The sequence below is a fragment of the Aeromicrobium halocynthiae genome (assembly GCF_039531385.1).
Classification (GTDB): Bacteria; Actinomycetota; Actinomycetes; order Propionibacteriales; family Nocardioidaceae; genus Aeromicrobium; species Aeromicrobium halocynthiae.
Genome location: NZ_BAAAPY010000003.1, coordinates 234,023 through 251,259, shown reverse-complemented (window position 1 = coordinate 251,259; position 17,237 = coordinate 234,023). Strand labels below are relative to the sequence as shown.

Genomic DNA, 17,237 nt, shown 5'->3' with positions numbered 1-17,237 from the left:
GACGGCTGCGTGGGAGGATGGCGGCATGCGCATGGGCGTCCTCGACATCGGCTCGAACACCGGGCACCTGCTCATCGTCGACGCCTACCGTGGCGGACCACCGCTCCCGGCGGCGTCGTTCAAGGAGCCGCTGCGGCTGGCCGAGCACCTCGACGCCGACCAGGCCGTCACCCCCCACGGCATCGACCGGCTGGTGAAGTACGTCCTCCAGGCCAAGGCCGAGGCGGAGGACCGCGGGTGCTCGACGGTCGTCGCCTTCGCCACCTCGGCCGTCCGCGACGCCGTGAACGCCGACGCGGTCCTCGAGGCGGTCCGCGAGGCATCGGGCCTGGAGGTCGCGGTGCTGCCCGGCGCCGACGAGGCCACGCTGACGTTCCTCGCGGTGCGCCGGTGGTTCGGGTGGTCGTCCGGACGCCTCGGCGTCTTCGACATCGGTGGCGGCTCGCTGGAGATCGCCGTCGGCGCCGACGAGCACCCCGACGTCGCCCAGTCCGTGCCGCTGGGAGCCGGGCGCCTGACCCGCGAGTGGCTCGTCCCGGACCGCTCACGCCTGGACGAGCTGCGTCGCCACGTCCGCTCGACCTTGGCAGCGGACGCGGGCAGCCTGCTGCGCGGTGGAGCGTTCGACCACGCCGTGGCCACCAGCAAGACGTTCCGCTCCCTCGCGCGGATGTGCGGGGCGGCGCCCTCGAGCGAGGGGCAGTACGTGCGACGGTCGCTGCGCCGCAAGGACCTCACGCCCCTGATCGCCGAGCTGCGGGTCCTCAGCGACGACGAGATCGCGCGCATGCCCGGCGTCTCGTCCGACCGCGCGCACCAGATGGTGGCCGGGGGCATCGTGGCGGAGGCGGCCATGGACCTCTTCGACGTGGACGAGCTCGAGATCTGCCCGTGGGCGCTGCGCGAGGGCGTGCTCCTGCAGCAGCTCGACGCGCTGTCGATCGATCGATGACCGTCGCGACCCCGCGAATCGGTCTGTCGACGTCCTCGACCTACCCGGGCACCACCGCCACCGGGTTCGAGGCGGCCGCCCGTCTCGGCTACGAGGGCGTGGAGGTGATGGTCGGCATCGACGACATCAGCACCGACTCCGCCGCCTGCCGCTCCCTCTCGGAGTTCCACGAGATCCCGGTGGTCTCGGTCCACGCCCCGACGCTCCTGCTCACGCAGCGGGTGTGGGGCAGCGACCCGTGGGGCAAGCTGCACCGCAGCGCCGAGATGGCCGCCGAGCTGGGCGCCGGCACCGTCGTCGTGCACCCGCCGTTCCGCTGGCAGCGCGAGTACGCGAAGGGCTTCGTCGAGGGCATCGCCGCCCTCGAGCGCGAGTACGGGCTCGTCTACGCGGTGGAGAACATGTATCCCTGGCGCACGGGCAAGCGGGAGTTCCACGCCTACCTGCCGGACTGGAACCCCGTCGACGAGGACTACGCGCACGTCACCCTCGACCTCTCCCACAGCGCCACGGCGAAGGACGACCCGGTGGCGATGGCCCGCGAGCTGGGCGACCGGCTCGCGCACGTGCACATCGCCGACGGTCTCGGTTCGCCGAAGGACGAGCACCTCGTCCCGGGGCGTGGTTCGCAGCCGTGCGCGGAGTTCCTGCGCACCATCGTCGACGCCGGCTACGCGCGCGACATCGTCGTCGAGATCAACACCCGCAAGGCGGTGGACCAAGGGGCGCGCGAGGCCGACCTGCGCGAGGCCCTCGCCTTCACGCGTCGCTTCGCCGTCCCGTCCGGCGCGCCGGACTGACCTCCCCCAGGGCCCGCTCGCCGGCTCAGGACGACGACCCGCCCGCACGGCCGAGACGGGTGGCGAGCACGCCGCTGATGACGATCTGCAGCTGGTGGTAGAACATCAGCGGCAGCACGAGCAGGGCGACGTCGCCGCCCATGAAGAGGACCGTGGCCATGGGCAGACCGCTCGCGAGGCTCTTCGTCGACCCGCAGAACAGCAGCGCCAGCCGGTCGCCCCGCTCGAAGCGGCAGACGCGGCCGACGACGAGGATCCAGGTCACGATCGCCACGTACAGCAGGACGCACGCCCCGAGCACGACGGCGACGTCGAGGACGTCGACCGACGACCAGACGTCCGCCTCCGCGCCCTCGCTGAAGGCCACGAGGACGACGAGGACGATGGTCGACCGGTCGAAGACGCGCAGCGTCGGGTCGTGCCGCGCCACCCAGCGGCCCACCCACCGGCGCAGGAGCTGGCCGAGGACGAAGGGGGCGAGCAGCTGGGCGACGATCCGCAGCACGGCGGACGCGTCGACCTCGGCGTCGGCGGTCATCAGGAGCGCCACGAGGGCGGGGGTGAGGAAGACTCCCACGAGGTTCGACAGGGAGGCGCTCACGACCGCGGCGGCGGTGTTGCCCCCAGCGATGCGGGTGAAGACGACACACCCCTGCACGGTCGACGGCACGAGGCACACGAGCAGGAGACCCGCGGCGAGCCCGGGATCGAGGACCTCCTCGGGCAGCAGGCCGATGGCCAGGCCGAGGACCGGGAAGACGGCGAACGTCGTCAGCAGCAGGACCAGCTGCAGGCGCCAGTTGCGCAGCCCGGCGACCGTCTCGGCGGTCGACAACCGGGTCCCGTAGAGGAAGAACAACAGCCCGATGGCCACGACGACGACCACCTGCAGGGCCTCGAAGACCGCGCCGGTGGCGGGGAAGAAGCTCGCGAACACTGCCGCGGAGAGCAGCAGCACGACGAACGGGTCGACGCGAGAGCGCACCCGGCGAGGGTAGACCACGCGGCTCGGGCCCCGGCGCGCCGCGGCTAGGCTGCACGGCATGCCACGCATCGCCATCCTCGGTGGCGGCGTCATGGGCGAGACGCTGCTCTCGGCCCTCGTCGCCGCCGGACACCGTGACGTCGTCGTCGCCGAGAAGTTCACCGAGCGGGCCGAGGCCCTGCGGGCCGAGCACGGCGTCGAGGTCGTCGACCCGCGCGCTGCCTCCCGAGGTGCCGACGTCCTGCTCGTCGCCGTCAAGCCCCAGGACGTTCCCGACCTGCTCGCCGAGGTCCGTCCCGAGATCGCGCCGGGCGCGGTGGTCGTCTCGCTCGCGGCCGGCGTGCGGACGACCGTCATCGAGGACGCGCTCGAGCCGGGAGTCGCCGTCGTCCGGGCGATGCCCAACACCCCGGCGCTGGTGGGGGAGGGGATGTTCGGCGTCTCGGCGGGCGCCTCGGCCGGGGACGACCAGGTGGCCGGCGTCGTGGCCCTGCTGGCCACCGCAGGCGACGTGGCCGTCGTCGACGAGGCGCACCAGGACGCGGTCACCGCCGTCTCCGGCTCGGGACCGGCGTACGTCTTCTACCTCGCCGAGGCGATGGTGGAGGCCGGGACCGCCGAGGGCCTGGACGAGGACGTCGCCCGACGGCTCGCGGCCCAGACCCTCACGGGTGCCGCGGCACTGCTGACGAGCGGGGACGAGGGTCCCGCGGAGCTGAGAAGGAAGGTCACCTCGCCGAACGGCACCACCGCCGCGGCGATCGAGTCCTTCGATGCCGCCGGGGTGCGGGGCGCCCTCGTCGCGGGGATCCGCGCCGCCGCTCGGCGCTCGGCCGAGCTCTCCGGCTCGTGACCCGGCCGTGTGCGGCCGACGCCCCGGTCGGACCGTAGGCTGATCGCCATGTCCGAGCGCCCGTGCCTCGTCTTCGACGACCGGCTGACTGCCTACAACTTCGGCCAGACCCACCCGATGGCCCCGGTCCGCGTCGAGCTGACGATGGCTCTCGCGCGACAGCTCGGCGTGCTGGACGCCTTCGACGTCGTCGGTGCCGACGCGTGCACCGACGAGCAGCTCCTCGCGGTGCACGCCGCCGGGTACGTCGAGCGCGTGCGCAAGCTGTCCGCGCATCCCACGCACGCCGACCCCTCGATCGGTCTCGGTACCGAGGACAACCCGGTCTTCGCCGGGATGCACGAGGCGAGCACGCTCATCGCCGGTGCGACGGTCGAGGCGGCCCGACGGGTCTGGACGGGGCAGACCCGGCGTGCGGTCAACATCGCCGGCGGCCTGCACCACGCGATGGCGGACCGGGCCAGCGGGTTCTGCATCTACAACGACGTCGCGGTGGCGATCGCCTGGCTGCTCGACCAGGGCGCGCAGAAGGTCGCGTACGTCGACATCGACGCCCACCACGGCGACGGCGTGCAGCAGCTGTTCTACGACGACCCGCGCGTCCTGACGATCTCCATCCACGAGGGTCCGCAGTCGCTCTTCCCCGGGACCGGGTGGGCGACCGAGGTCGGCGGCGAGGGGGCGGAGGGCTCGGCGGTCAACATCGCGTTGCCGCCGGGGACGTCCGACGCCGGGTGGTTGCGCGCCTTCCACGCGGTCGTGCCGCAGGTGCTGCGCGAGTTCGGTCCGGACGTGCTGGTCACCCAGCACGGCTGCGACTCCCACATGGACGACCCGCTCACCAACCTGATGCTGAGCGTCGACGGGCAGCTGGCCTCCTACCGGGCGCTGCGCGACCTCGCGGAGGAGGTCGCCGGTGGCCGCTGGGTCGTGACCGGTGGTGGCGGCTACGCGGTGACCGACGTCGTCCCTCGTACCTGGGCCCACCTGCTGGCCGTCGTCGCCGACGCGGACGTCGACCCGGCGACCGAGACACCGCTCGACTGGCGGGCGGAGGTGCAGCGGCTGCGTGGCATCTCACCGCCCTTCCGCATGGGCGACGGCCGATCCGCCGGCTACCGTGCGTGGGAGCTCGGCTTCGACCCCGCGAGCTGGCTGGACCGCCAGATCCAGGCCACCCGGACCGAGTGCTTCCCGTGGCACGGGATCGACCCCACGCTGTGACGCGTCCTCGCGGTGGGCCCAAGGTCCCGAGTGCTGGGCAAAACCTATCCCTCGTGCCCCATGAACCACTACTGTTCCCTCAGGCACGCGCGTTCACTCCCCGGTGGGGAAGCCGGGGAACGCGCGTGCCGCCCAGGAAGCAGGTATGAGATGGCGGACGGAACGACGTTCCTGACGGTGGCCGAGGTGGCCGAGCAGATCCGTGTCTCCAAGATGACGGTCTACCGGCTCGTGCACTCCGGCGAGATCGAGGCCATCCGCGTCGGCCGCAGCTTCCGTGTCTCCGAGGAGGCCGTGCGCGCCTACCTCGAGAGGTCCTTCTACGAGGCCGGCTGAGTCAGGCGCCCGTCCACCACCTAGACTGGGGGCTTCTGTCCTCTCCCGTCATGCAAAGGGTCACCTGTGGGTTCTGTCATCAAGAAGCGTCGTAAGCGGATGTCGAAGAAGAAGCACCGCAAGATGCTCAAGCGCACGCGGGTCCAGCGCCGCAAGCTCGGCAAGTAAGGCCCATGGGCCGCGTCGTCCTGGTCACGGGTGTCGCCGGTCCGTTCGGCGCGCTCTTCTCGCGCCACCTCGCCGAACGACGCGACGCGCTCGGCATCGACCGCGTGGTCGGCCTCGACCTGCGCCCGCCGTCCGGTGAGCTCGGTGGCGTCAAGTTCGTCAGGGCCGACATCCGCACCCCCGTCATCGGCAAGATCATGGCGGTCGAGGACGTCGACACCGTGGTCCACCTCGACCTCGGCTCCGGTGGCGGACGCGGCGCCGGCACCAAGGAGCGCAACGTCATCGGCACGATGCAGCTGCTGGCGGCCTGCCAGCGCTCGACCCTGCTGACGAAGCTCGTGGTGGGCTCGTCGACGGCCGTCTACGGGTCGTCGCCGCGCGACCCCGCCATGTTCACCGAGTCCAGTGTGGCGCGCGGCGGTGTGCGCTCGGGCTTCCCGAAGGACATCGTGGAGGTCGAGAGCTACGTCCGAGGATTCGCTCGTCGACGCCCGGAGGTGCTGATCACGACCGTGCGTTCGGCACAGGTCCTCCACCCGGACGTGCAGACCCCGCTGCGGGACTACTTCCTGAACCCCATGCTCCCCACGGCGATCGGCTACGACCCGAGGCTGCAGTTCTGCCACCTCGACGATGCTCTGGCCGTCGCCACCGAGGCGGTCGTCCAGGACCGACCGGGAACCTTCAACCTCGCCGGCGACGGCGTCCTGCTGCTCTCGCAGGCGGCGCGTCGCCTCGGTCGACCCACCGTGCCGTTCCCCTCGCTCGGCTTCGCCAGCGGCGCCGCCCGGCTGACCCGTCTGATGGGCGGGACGCTCTCGCCGGACCTGCACCGGGTGCTCACGTACGGGCGGGTGGTGGACACCACGGCGTTGCGGGAGATCTTCGGCTACGAACCGCGGTACACCACCGAGGAGATCTTCGAGGAGTTCCGGGCCGCGGTGCGGCCCGGGATCCTGGCGGGCATCGGGAGGAACGCGTGAACGACGAGCGTCGCAGCATCGGCACCAACGGACCCGCGGGTCGAGGCACCCGAGGGCGGTCCTCGCCGTCGGCGGCGTCGCGCTCGCTCGCCGGCGGACCGGCCGGCCGGTCGCGGACCAGGCCTGCGCCACGCGCTGCTGCACAGGGTCAGGCCCCTTCCGCGGGGGCGCGACCCGAGAAGACCCAGCCGGCGAAGACCCAGTCGGGGAAGGCTCAGCCGACGGGCGGGGCGGGGAAGACACAGGCTGGGAAGACACAGGCCGCGAAGGAGCAGCCGTCGGCGGGTCCGTCCACGGGACCGGGGCGCGCCACGTCGGCCGGTGCCGCCACGGACCGTCCCGCGGGCGGACGTGGCCGGTCGGCACGCTCGAGCGGCCCTCGGTTGCGGGCCGTCACCGACGACGACGCGGCCGCGGCCGCCGCGGCCGCCGCGGAGGAGGCGGCGCGCGAGACCCGGACGGCCGGCCCGGCCTCGATGCCCGGCATCCCCCTGGAGGAGATCGTCCAGGCGGTCGTCGGTGCGTCGCAGCGGGTGCTGGGCGAGGACTGGGAGGCCCGGCTCGCCACGATGATCTCCGCCCTGCGCCACCGGCTGGCCGGCGACTACGCCGTCGACGAGTTCGGCTTCGACCCCCAGATCACCGAGATCCTGACCTCCGCGGTCGAGCCCCTGGCCGAGACGTGGTTCCGCCTGGAGGTGCGCGGGGCCGAGAACATCCCCGCCGAGGGCGGCGCGCTGCTGGTGGCCAACCACTCCGGGACCGTCCCGATCGACGGCATCATCACTGGCTACGCGGTCAAGAAGTACGGGGGGCGCGACCTGCGTCCCCTCGGTGCCGACCTCGTGTTCGCCCTGCCCTTCATCGGGCAGATGGCCCGCAAGGTGGGTGCCACGCTCGCCTGCACCGAGGACGCGGAGCGGCTCCTGGCCTCCGGCGAGGTGGCCGGGGTGTGGCCGGAGGGGTTCAAGGGCATCGGCAAGCCGTTCGCCGAGCGGTACAAGCTGCAGCGCTTCGGTCGGGGCGGCTTCGTGTCCTCGGCGATGCGCGCGCAGGTCCCGATCGTCCCCGTCTCGATCGTGGGCGCCGAGGAGATCTATCCGCTCATCGGCAACGTGCCGTCCCTGGCCCGCCTGCTGGGTCTGCCGTACCTGCCGGTCACGCCGTTCTTCCCGCTGCTCGGTCCGTTGGGCCTGGTGCCGCTGCCGAGCAAGTGGATCATCGAGTTCGGCGAGCCGATCCGCACCGACGCCTACGAACCGGACCAGGCCGACGACCCCATGCTGCTGTTCAACGTCACCGACCAGGTGCGCGAGACGATCCAGCAGACGCTCTACGCGCTCCTCGTGGACCGCGGCAGCCCGTTCTTCTGAGTCGGGCGCTCCTCCTCGACCGGCGAGCGGGAGTCGGCGCCGAGCAGTCGGCCCCGAGCAGTCAGTACCGTGTGGTCAGCGTTGGGGCGATCCGAGCAGGCCGCCCAGGAGACCGGGGATCAGACCCTCGGTCTCGCTGGTGCCGAGGATCGGACCGAGCAGCGGGTCGGTGACGTCCGTCAGCCGTGGGGGCGAGCTCGGACCCGGCGCCGGTCGCGGCGTCGACCCGGTGCTCGGCGTGCTCGCGCTCGGTGCCGGCGCCGAGCCGGCCGCGGCACCGCCGTTGCTGCGGGAGGCGACGGGCTCGGACTCGGGCGCGGAGGCCTTCTGCGTCTGGGGCGTCGGGAGCGTGCGGTCCTGCACCGCTGCCGTGACCGAGCGCACCAGCGCGTCGACGTCGGGGGTCGCACACCGGGCGCACAGGCGCGACGACTCCAGGGCCAGTGAGCTCAGGGACCGCGCGGCCTCGTCCCACTGCGCAGCGTAGGCGGCGTCGCGGCCGTCGGGCGCGAGGCCGGTGAGGACGTCGGTGGCGTCGGCGACGAAGGTGTTGACCTCCTCCACCGACTCCGTGCGACCCTCGCCGGTGAAGTCGGCGAACAGTGCGGTGCTGCCCTCGCCGGCGAGCTGGTTGAAGCGCTGCAGGGACGTCGCGACCTCGGAGGGGCGTCCGGCCGCGGCGAGGGCCTCGGCCTCGCGGAGCCGCTCGGAGGCCCGCTCGAGCTGGAAGGACCCCCGTTCCGCGCCCTGGTCCTTGAACGAGAGCTGGACCTGCTCGACGCCGAGCTTGACGGGGTGGAGCACGTCACCGGGGATCGCCGAGGCGCTGGAGGCCACCATGGAGACGGCACCGAGGGAGGTCACGAGGGCTGCGGTGACGCTCGCGGCGCGCCGACGGCCGCGCCCGGTCCGACGCTGCGGTGCGGGCGGCGCCGCGCGCAGGGAGGCGGGGTCGGCGACGAGGACGGAGGCCGCCTCGGCCATCAGCTCCTCGCGCAGCGACGCCCGGAAGTCGGCCGACGGAGCAACCGAGGCAGTGCGGCACAGCACCTCGGCGGTCCTCAGGAGGTCGGCCACCTCGCCGTCAGCGGGCATGCCGTTCTCCCACGCCTCGTGGAAGGCATGGGCGTCGGCGTCGCGACGGCGAGTCATGACGGGCTCCTCTCAGCATCGTCCGAGGGAACAACGAGGCAGACGTCGGGCAGGTTACGGGACGAAGGACCCCACGTGACGTGGTTCATGAAGGCCGGACCCTTCGTGACGGGACTCATCGCAGGTCCTCCGGGACCGACTTCGCGAGGTTGCGCACGGCACGCAGCTGCAGCTGCTTGACGGCACCCTCGCTGCGGCCGAGGGCGGCAGCGGTCTGGGCGATGCTGAGGCCCTGGATGAAGCGCATCAGGATGCAGTCGCGCTGCTCCGGCGGCAGCGCGTTGACCAGGTCGTGCAGGATCTCGTTGGTGAGCAGCGCGAGCACCCCGTCCTCGGGGCTCGGCTCGCGCACGCCCGGTTCGGGGACGTCGTCGGCGACGAGCTCGAGCCTGGCGCGGCTCGACTTGAAGTGGTCGACGACGAGGTTGCGCGCGATGGTCGTGAGCCAGGCGCCGAAGTCCTTGCCCTGCCAGGTGAACCGCTGGATGGCGCGGAGACCGCGGACGAAGGTCTCGCTGGTGAGGTCCTCGGCGAGGTGCGCCGAGCCGACCCGGTAGTAGATGAAGCGGTAGATCCCAGTGACGTAGTGGTCGTAGAGCTGTCCGAACGCCTCGGCGTCGCCGGCGCGGGCGAGGTCGACGAGCGCCTGCAGCCGCAGCTGGTCCGGGTCGTCCCCGACGTCGGGCCGGTGGGTGCTCGATCCCGGCAGTGGCTGGTCCTCGCGCGGTGCCATGACCGACGCGACGAGGAGGCCGTCGTGCTGCAGCGCATGCCACAGCACGAGGCGCAGTCCTCCCAGATCGGCCATGATCCCTCCCAAGATCAGGCTCGATGCTACCGAGCGGTGGCCCGGCGTGTCAGTAGTTCGAGAGAATGGTTCAGCGCTGCCGGCGCACGTGTCTCGCGACGCGCCACGCACCGAGGCCGACGCCGGCGGCGAGCGCGGTCCGCGAGCCCGCCACGGCCACCTTGCGGCCCATGCGGTAGTCGCGGATCTGCCACCCCTGCTTGCGGGCGTGGGAGCGCAGGGCCGCGTCGGGGTTGACCGCGCACGGATGACCCACCAGCGACAGCATGGGCAGGTCGTTGCTGGAGTCGGAGTACGCCGAGCAGCGCTCGAGGTCCAGACCCTCCTGCTCGGCGATGGCCCGCACCGCCACGGCCTTGCCCTCCCCGTGGAGCATCTCCCCGACCAGCTCACCGGTGTAGACGCCGTCGACGGCCTCGGCCACGGTGCCGAGGGCGCCGGTCAGACCCAGGCGGCGGGCGATCACCCGGGCCACCTCCACCGGCGCCGCGGTGACCAGCCACACCCGCTCGCCCCGGTCGAGGTGCTGCTGGGCGATGGCTCGCGTGCCCGGCCAGATGCGCGAGGCCATCTGCTCGTCGAAGATCTCCTCGCCGATCTCCTCGAGCTCACTGACCCGGTGGCCGGCGATGAACGCGAGCGCCGACGACCGCGCCCTCGCGATGTGCTCGGGGTCCTCGACCCCGGCGATCCTGAAGTAGAGCTGCTGCCAGGCCGCGCGGACGATGTCACCGGTGGTGAAGAAGTCTCGGCGGTGGAGCCCGCGGGCCAGGTGGAAGATCGACGCGCCCTGCATGAGGGTGTTGTCGACGTCGAAGAAGGCGGCTGCCGTGGGGTCGGGCTCGGGAGCCAACGCGTGCTCGACCTCGGCGGTCGCGGCGGCCGCCTGACCGGCCAGCACCGATCGCGACCGAAGGTTCGGCGCGCTCGGGACGACACGCTGGCTCGTCATGCGTTCCACACTATCGGCTGCCCGGACCAGGGGCCCTGTGGTTGACTCGACGGGTGATCAGCAACGTCGCCGACCTCCTGCGCACGGCCGCAGCGAGCACCCCCGGTGCGGTCGCGCTGGTGGAGACCGAGCCGGTCCGGCGCGAGCTCACCTGGGCCGACCTGGACGCGGCCGTCGACGACCTCGCTCGCGGCTTGACCGCTCGGGGGCTGCGGGCCGGGCACCGGGTCGCCCTCGTGGCGGGCAACCGGATCGACATGGTCGTGGCCTACCTCGCGACGGTGCGCGGCGGCATGGTCGCGGTCCCCGTCAACCCCCGGGCCGACGTCGCGGAGGTCGCGCGCATGGTCACCGAGAGCGGGGCGCGCCTCGCGATCGCCGACGACCGCGGAGCGCCGCTCGTGCGCGCGGCCGCCCTGGCCGCGGTCGACCTCGTCGTCGCGGGTGCGGACCCGGCCGCGGGTGAGACGTCCGTCGACGACCTGGTCGCTGCCGCACCTCCCTCCACGCCCATGGCCCCGCCGGACGCCGAGGCGCGCGCGGCCATCCTCTTCACCTCCGGGCGCGGCGGGCCGTCGCGCGGCGCGATCCTCACGCACCGTGCGCTGCTGGCGAACATCGAGCAGCTGACCGCGCTCCAAGGCCCCACGTCCGACGACGTGCTCCTGGGGCTGCTGCCGCTGCACCACGTCTACGGGCTCAACGTCATCCTCGGCCAAGCCCTCCACGCCGGCGCGCGACTCGTCCTCGTCGACGGCTTCCGCTCCGACGTCCTGCTGCGCACGATCGCCGAGGAGGGCGTGACGATCCTGCCGATCGCACCGCCGGTCGTGGCCGCGTGGGCGGGGCGCTCCGACGTGCGCGAGGCGCTCGCCGGCGTCCGTAGCGTCGTCAGTGGCGCCGGCGTCCTCGAGCCGGACCTCGCCGACGCCTTCACGGCGTCCGCAGGTCACGTCATCGAGCAGGGCTACGGCCACACCGAGGCCGGTCCGGTCATCGCCTCCACCCTCGTCGGGGCCGACGACCGTCCGGCCGGCACGGGACCGCGTCCAGGACGGGTCGGTCGTCCGCTCCCCGGGATCGAGCTCGAGATCGTCGAGGAGCGGACGCGGCCGGCCGAGCCCGGCGACCCCGGGGAGATCCGGATCCGCGGCGCCAACCTCTTCTCCGGCTACTGGCCCGACGGGGCCGACGGCCCGGACGCCGACGGCTGGTACCTCACCGGCGACATCGGCTACCTCGACGACGACGGCGAGCTGGTCGTGCGCGACCGGCTGAGCGAGCTCGTCGTCGTCTCCGGCTTCAGCGTGTACCCGTCGGAGGTCGAGGAGGTGCTCTCCGGGGTCGGGGGCGTCCAGGAGGTCGCCGTCGTAGGGACGCCGTCGGCCACGACCGGCCAAGCCGTGGTGGCCTTCGTGGTCGCCGAGGACGGCCTCGCCGACGACGACGTCGTCGAGCGGGTCCGCGCGGTCGCGTCGGAGTCGCTCGCCCGGTTCAAGCAGCCGTCGGAGGTCGTCGTCGTCCACGACCTCCCCCGGTCCTCCGGCACGGTCGCCAAGGGACGCCTGCGTGCCATGGCCCGCAGCGAGATCCTCGGCCTCGGTGCCGAGCCGGCGTCGTGATCGGCCGCCGTCGCCCGAAGGTCCCGCACGCGAACGACGCCCGGGTGGTGCTCTACACCCGCACGGGGTGTCACCTGTGCGAGGCGGCGGAGGTCGTGGTGCAGGAGGTCTGCGCGAGCGTCGGCGCCGACTGGGTGAGCGTGGACGTCGACGCCGACCCCGACCTGCGCCGTGCCTTCACCCACCAGGTGCCCGTGACCTTCGTCGACGGACGCCAGCACGACTTCTGGCGGGTCGACCCGGATCGATTGCGCACCGCGCTCGAGCGCTGAGCGGAGCGGAACCACTACCACGGCCTCTGTGACGTGCGGCACCCGACCCGGTCGCCGATTTTGTTAACCCGTTCACAAGCTCGTAAACTCGTGCGGAGCGCCGCGAACGTCCGTCCGGACGGAATCCCGCCGTGGCGCGATGGAGCACCGTGACCCTTCTGCGCACCAGCCGGCCTGCACGGGCCGACCGAGGCATCCCCGATGCCACGGTCGCCCGGCTCCCGGTCTACCTCGGCGCCCTCGCCGAGCTGGCTGCCGACGGTCGGTCGACGTGCTCCTCCGGAGAGCTCGCCGAGGCGGCCGGCGTGAACCCGGCGAAGCTGCGCAAGGACCTGTCCTACCTCGGCTCGTACGGGACGCGGGGCGTCGGCTACGACGTCGCGGTCCTGCGTCACCACATCGGTCGTGAGCTCGGACAGACCCAGACGTGGGACGTCGTCATCGTCGGGGCGGGCCACCTCGGCTCGGCGCTGTCGGCCTACCACGGGTTCGACTCGCGCGGCATCAACGTCGCCGCCGTGCTCGACACCGACCCCGCCCGGATCGGCACCGACCTCGCCGGCGTCGAGGTCCGTCCCTTCGCCGACCTCGAGGCCGTGGTCGAGGAGTTCGGCATCGCCATCGCGGTCGTCGCCACCCCGGGCGAGGCGGCACAGGGCGTCGCCGACGCCCTCGTCGCGGCCGGTGTCACGAGCATCCTGAACTTCGCGCCGGCGGTCCTGCAGGTGCCCGAGACGGTCACCGTCCGCAAGGTCGACCTCTCGATCGAGCTGCAGGTCCTGGCGTACCACGAACAACGTCGGGCCTCGGGTCACGAGGCCGCCGACGAGGAGGTCGCCGGATGAGCATCCTGGTCGTGGGCATGTCCCACCGCAGCGCCCCCATCGACGTGCTCGAGCGCGCGTCGCTCGACACGGAGGCGGCGGTCAAGCTGTCGCACCGTGCCCTCGAGACCGACGCGGTCACCGAGGCCGCCGTCATCTCCACGTGCAACCGCGTGGAGGTCTACGTCGACGCCGAGCGCTTCCACGGAGCCGTCGAGGACGTCACCCGCCTCCTCGGCGAGCACGCGGGACTCGACCGCGAGCAGCTGGCCCGCACCGCCTACGTCCACTACGACGACTCCGCCGTCGCACACCTCTTCGCGGTCGCCGCCGGCCTCGACTCGATGATCCTCGGGGAGAGCCAGATCCTCGGGCAGGTGCGCGGTGCACTGCACAGCGGTCAGGCCGAGGGCACGGTCGGCTCGGCCCTGAACGCCGTCTTCCAGCAGGCACTGCGGATCGGCAAGCGCGGCCACGCCGAGACCGGGATCGACCGGCTCGCGCCGTCCACGGTCACGGCGGGCCTCGATGCGGCCGGTGACGTCGTGGACGACCCGTCCGCACGGTTCCTCGTCGCCGGCGCCGGGACGATGGCGAGCCTCACGGTCCGCACGCTCGTCGAGCGCGGCGTGGAGCCGCGTCGCATCGTCGTGGCCAACCGCACCTTCCAGCGTGCCCACGAGCTCGTCGCCGCCTTCGGCGTCGGTGCCGTCCGCTGGGAGTCCCTCGACCTCGAGCTGGCCGCTGCCGACGTGCTCGTCAGCTGCACGGGTGCGGCGGGCGTCGTCTTCGACGCCGACCGGCTGCGCCGCGCCGGCTTCGGCACGCCGGGTCGTGCCCTCGTCGCGGTCGACCTCGCCCTGCCGCGCGACGTGGCCGGCGACGTCGCCGACCTCGACGGGGTCCGCCTGGTCGACCTCGCCGTCCTGGCGGGTCGCTCCGAGAACGCCGAGCTCGCCGACGACGTCGCCCAGGTGCGTCGCATCGTCGACGAGGAGGTGCGCAGCTTCCTCGCCGCGAAGTCGGCCTCGCAGGTCAAGCCCACCGTCGTGGCCCTGCGCGGCATGGCCACCGAGATCGTGGAGGCCGAGACCGACCGGCTGATCTCGCGCCTGCACGGTCTCGACGAGCGTCAGGTCGCCGAGGTCCGCAACGGTCTGCGCCGGGTCGCCGAGAAGCTGATCCACGCCCCCACGGTGCGGGTGCAGCAGCTGCTGGAAGCCCCCGGCGGTCTCACCTACGCCGACGCCCTCTCCGACCTCTTCGCGCTCGACCCCGCCGCGGTCGACGCCGTCACCCAGGTGGGGAGGGACACGCCATGAGCGAGACTCCGCTGCGCCTCGGCACCCGTGCCAGCGCCCTCGCCGTCACCCAGTCCACGCAGGTCGCGGAGCGGCTCACCGCCCTGACCGGCGTGCCCGTCGAGCTCGTCACCGTCAGCACCGAGGGCGACCGCGACCAGACGAGCGCCCTGCGCGACCTCGGGGGAGCCGGTGTCTTCGTCGCCGCCCTGCGCGAGGCCGTCGTCGACGGCCGCGTCGACCTCGCCGTGCACTCCCTCAAGGACCTGCCCACCACCCAGGACCCCCGCCTCGCGCTCGCCGCCGTCACCGTCCGCGAGGACCCGCGCGACGTGCTCGTGGCCCGCGACGGACTCACCCTCGGTGAGCTCCCCACCGGCTCGCGCGTGGGCACCGGCTCGCCGCGTCGGGAGTCCCAGCTCAACGCCCTCGGCCTCGGGCTGGAGGTCGTGCCCGTCCGCGGCAACGTCGACACCCGCCTCGCCAAGGTGACCTCCGGGGACCTGGACGCCGTCGTCCTCGCTCGCGCGGGCCTGCTGCGACTCGGCCGCCAGGACGAGGCCACCGAGGTGATCGACCCCATCCAGGTCCTGCCCGCACCCGGCCAGGGTGCCCTCGCCATCGAGTGCCGCGCCGACGACGACGCGACCACTCGACTGCTCGCCGTGCTCGACGACCCGTCCACCCGGGCGGCCGTGACGGCCGAGCGCAGCCTCCTCGCCACCCTCGAGGCCGGCTGCAGTGCCCCCGTCGGAGCTCTCGCCGAGGTCGCCTGGGGCGACGACGGCGACGAGATCTGGCTCCGGGCCGTCGTCGGAGACCAGTCCGGCGCACCCACCATCCGCCTGTCCGCGGCGGGGTCCCTCGAGGACGCCGCCGGGATCGGGGAGCGTCTCGCTGCCGAGATGCTCGCCGAGGGCGCCGCCGACATCGTGAGCCGCTCACGGGTCGGGAGCACCCCATGACCACTCGGCAGACAAGGAAGAAGAACAGCACTGTGAGCACCCCCACCGCGACCCGCGAGAAGTCCACGACTCCGACGACGACGCCGAAGCCGCGCAAGGCGCTCGGCCACGTCAGCTTCGTCGGCGCCGGTCCGGGCGACGCGCGTCTGCTGACCGTCCGCGCCGCCGAGCTGCTCGAGCAGGCCGACGTCGTGATCGTCGAGCAGCCCGAGCAGGCCGCGCTCGTCACCACTGACGCGGAGGTCGTCCACGGGTTCGCCGAGGACGGCAGCGCGCTCACCCACGCCGCCCTCGGTCGGCTCGTCGTGCGGCACGCCAAGACCGGCGCGCACGTCGTGCGCCTGGTCTCGGGCGATCCGTTCACCTACGCGACCGCGCCGGAGGAGGCCGCTGCCTGCTCCAAGGCCGGCATCGGCTTCGAGATCATCCCGGGCGTCTCGTCGGTCTCGGCCGTCCCGGCGTACGCCGGCGTCCCGCTGACCACCAAGAGCAACCGCGAGTACCGCGTGGTCAGCGTCGGGGAGGCCTCGATCGCGTGGGCCGACTACGCCGGTGCCGACACCCTGGTGCTGCTGTCGGCCGTGGCGCGCATCGGTGAGGTCGCCGAGGGGCTCGTCGGTGCTGGACGCGCGCCGAGCACGCCCGTGGCCATGACCCGCGTGGGCACGACCACCGAGCAGGCGACGGTCGTCTCCACGCTCGAGTCGATCGCCGAGGACGCTCGAGCGGCCGGCATGGCCTCCCCGGCCATCACGGTCGTCGGACCGGTGGTCGAGATGCGCGAGACGCTGTCGTGGTTCGAGACCAAGCCGCTGTACGGCTGGCGCGTCCTCGTCCCGCGCACCAAGGAGCAGTCGGCGGGCCTCGCCGCCCGTCTGCGCTCTTACGGAGCCATCTCCGAGGAGGTGCCCACCATCTCGGTGGAGCCGCCGCGCAATCCCCAGCAGATGGACAAGGCCGTGCGGGGGCTCGTCGAGGGCCGCTACGAGTGGGTCGCCTTCACGAGCGTCAACGCCGTCAAGGCCGTGCGCGAGAAGTTCGAGGAGTACGGTCTCGACGCCCGCGCGTTCTCCGGGCTGAAGATCGCAGCCGTCGGCGAGAAGACCGCTGAAGCCATCGCGACGTGGGGCATCCGGGCCGACCTCGTGCCCGGCGGCGAGCAGTCCGCTCGCGGACTGCTCGAGGACTGGCCGCCGTACGACGAGCTGCTCGACCCGATCAACCGGGTCTTCCTGCCGCGTGCCGACATCGCCACGGAGACGCTCGTCGCCGGGCTCATCGAGCTCGGCTGGGAGGTCGACGACGTGACCGCCTACCGCACGGTGCGGGCTGCCCCGCCGCCGGCGCCGGTGCGCGAGGCGATCAAGTCCGGCAAGTTCGACGCCGTCCTGTTCACGTCCAGCTCCACGGTGCGCAACCTCGTGGGCATCGCGGGCAAGCCGCACACGTCCACGGTGATCGCGTGCATCGGTCCGGCCACCGCGCAGACCGCCGAGGACCACGGGCTGCGGGTCGACGTCCTGGCCGAGGAGCCGTCGGTCGAGGTGCTCGCCGACGCCCTCGCGGAGTTCGGTGCAGCGCGTCGTCTCGGCTTCCTCGAGGCGGGCGAGCCGGTGCTGAAGCCGTCGCAGAAGCGGCCCTCCTCGCGCCGCAAGGCCTGAGGC

At 72.9% G+C, this 17,237-nt stretch carries 18 protein-coding genes; 14 read left to right on the top strand and 4 right to left on the bottom strand.

Features of this window, described 5'->3' with window-relative positions; translation table 11 throughout:
* Positions 1–25: 25 nt before the first annotated feature.
* Positions 26–952 (top strand): Ppx/GppA phosphatase family protein, encoded by a 927-nt coding sequence (locus ABD213_RS06815; protein ID WP_344326226.1) that lies wholly within the window; start codon positions 26–28, stop codon positions 950–952.
* On the top strand, positions 949–1,752 hold the full coding sequence (locus tag ABD213_RS06810; protein ID WP_344326224.1) for a sugar phosphate isomerase/epimerase family protein: 804 nt from the start codon (positions 949–951) through the stop codon (positions 1,750–1,752). Before ABD213_RS06815 ends, ABD213_RS06810 begins: the two co-directional genes overlap by 4 nt.
* A gap of 25 nt (positions 1,753–1,777) precedes the next feature.
* Here the strand turns inward: ABD213_RS06810 and ABD213_RS06805 are convergent, their stop codons facing one another.
* Entirely contained in the window at positions 1,778–2,737 is a 960-nt protein-coding gene (locus tag ABD213_RS06805; RefSeq protein ID WP_344326222.1) for a bile acid:sodium symporter family protein, read from the bottom strand.
* A gap of 58 nt (positions 2,738–2,795) precedes the next feature.
* Here ABD213_RS06805 and proC point away from each other — a divergent pair, with 58 nt between their 5' ends.
* The 6 genes from proC (at position 2,796) to ABD213_RS06775 (ending at position 7,677) form a co-directional block, all read left to right on the top strand.
* A complete protein-coding gene (gene proC / locus ABD213_RS06800; RefSeq protein ID WP_344326220.1) occupies positions 2,796–3,590 on the top strand; it encodes a pyrroline-5-carboxylate reductase in 795 nt (264 codons plus the stop codon).
* Positions 3,591–3,638: 48 nt separating this feature from the next.
* Complete coding sequence (locus ABD213_RS06795; RefSeq protein ID WP_344326218.1) at positions 3,639–4,814, top strand: acetoin utilization protein AcuC; 1,176 nt, start codon at positions 3,639–3,641, stop codon at positions 4,812–4,814.
* A gap of 150 nt (positions 4,815–4,964) precedes the next feature.
* Positions 4,965–5,150 carry a helix-turn-helix domain-containing protein gene (locus tag ABD213_RS06790; protein WP_344326216.1) on the top strand — a complete coding sequence of 62 codons (186 nt, stop codon included), beginning with the start codon at positions 4,965–4,967 and terminating at the stop codon, positions 5,148–5,150.
* A 66-nt stretch (positions 5,151–5,216) separates the two neighbouring features.
* A complete protein-coding gene (locus ABD213_RS06785; RefSeq protein WP_012359487.1) occupies positions 5,217–5,318 on the top strand; it encodes a 30S ribosomal protein bS22 in 102 nt (33 codons plus the stop codon).
* Between the two features lie 5 nt (positions 5,319–5,323).
* Complete coding sequence (locus ABD213_RS06780) at positions 5,324–6,304, top strand: NAD-dependent epimerase/dehydratase family protein (protein ID WP_344326213.1); 981 nt, start codon at positions 5,324–5,326, stop codon at positions 6,302–6,304.
* 383 nt (positions 6,305–6,687) lie between these two features.
* Positions 6,688–7,677, top strand: coding sequence for a lysophospholipid acyltransferase family protein (locus tag ABD213_RS06775; RefSeq protein ID WP_344326211.1), 990 nt, complete (start codon positions 6,688–6,690; stop codon positions 7,675–7,677).
* Between the two features lie 75 nt (positions 7,678–7,752).
* Here ABD213_RS06775 and ABD213_RS06770 read toward each other — a convergent pair whose 3' ends face one another.
* From ABD213_RS06770 to ABD213_RS06760, 3 genes are all read right to left on the bottom strand, one after another.
* Entirely contained in the window at positions 7,753–8,829 is a 1,077-nt protein-coding gene (locus ABD213_RS06770; RefSeq protein ID WP_344326209.1) for a DUF5667 domain-containing protein, read from the bottom strand.
* A 115-nt stretch (positions 8,830–8,944) separates the two neighbouring features.
* Positions 8,945–9,637: a sigma-70 family RNA polymerase sigma factor gene (locus ABD213_RS06765; protein WP_344326207.1), complete on the bottom strand. Its 693-nt coding sequence runs from the start codon at positions 9,635–9,637 to the stop codon at positions 8,945–8,947.
* Positions 9,638–9,707: 70 nt separating this feature from the next.
* The gene (locus tag ABD213_RS06760) at positions 9,708–10,589 is read right to left on the bottom strand and encodes an HAD family hydrolase (RefSeq protein ID WP_344326205.1); all 882 of its coding nucleotides are present in this window, start codon (positions 10,587–10,589) and stop codon (positions 9,708–9,710) included.
* 53 nt (positions 10,590–10,642) lie between these two features.
* Here ABD213_RS06760 and ABD213_RS06755 point away from each other — a divergent pair, with 53 nt between their 5' ends.
* The 6 genes from ABD213_RS06755 (at position 10,643) to ABD213_RS06730 (ending at position 17,234) form a co-directional block, all read left to right on the top strand.
* Positions 10,643–12,211: a class I adenylate-forming enzyme family protein gene (locus tag ABD213_RS06755; protein ID WP_344326203.1), complete on the top strand. Its 1,569-nt coding sequence runs from the start codon at positions 10,643–10,645 to the stop codon at positions 12,209–12,211.
* Complete coding sequence (locus ABD213_RS06750) at positions 12,208–12,483, top strand: glutaredoxin family protein (RefSeq protein ID WP_344326201.1); 276 nt, start codon at positions 12,208–12,210, stop codon at positions 12,481–12,483. The genes ABD213_RS06755 and ABD213_RS06750 overlap by 4 nt, the downstream gene beginning before the upstream one ends.
* A gap of 149 nt (positions 12,484–12,632) precedes the next feature.
* Positions 12,633–13,328, top strand: coding sequence for a redox-sensing transcriptional repressor Rex (locus tag ABD213_RS06745; protein WP_344326199.1), 696 nt, complete (start codon positions 12,633–12,635; stop codon positions 13,326–13,328).
* Entirely contained in the window at positions 13,325–14,629 is a 1,305-nt protein-coding gene (locus ABD213_RS06740) for a glutamyl-tRNA reductase (protein ID WP_344326197.1), read from the top strand. The genes ABD213_RS06745 and ABD213_RS06740 overlap by 4 nt, the downstream gene beginning before the upstream one ends.
* Complete coding sequence (gene hemC, locus ABD213_RS06735) at positions 14,626–15,573, top strand: hydroxymethylbilane synthase (RefSeq protein ID WP_344326195.1); 948 nt, start codon at positions 14,626–14,628, stop codon at positions 15,571–15,573. Before ABD213_RS06740 ends, hemC begins: the two co-directional genes overlap by 4 nt.
* Positions 15,570–17,234 carry a bifunctional uroporphyrinogen-III C-methyltransferase/uroporphyrinogen-III synthase gene (locus ABD213_RS06730; RefSeq protein ID WP_344326193.1) on the top strand — a complete coding sequence of 555 codons (1,665 nt, stop codon included), beginning with the start codon at positions 15,570–15,572 and terminating at the stop codon, positions 17,232–17,234. Before hemC ends, ABD213_RS06730 begins: the two co-directional genes overlap by 4 nt.
* The last annotated feature ends 3 nt before the right edge of the window (positions 17,235–17,237 follow it).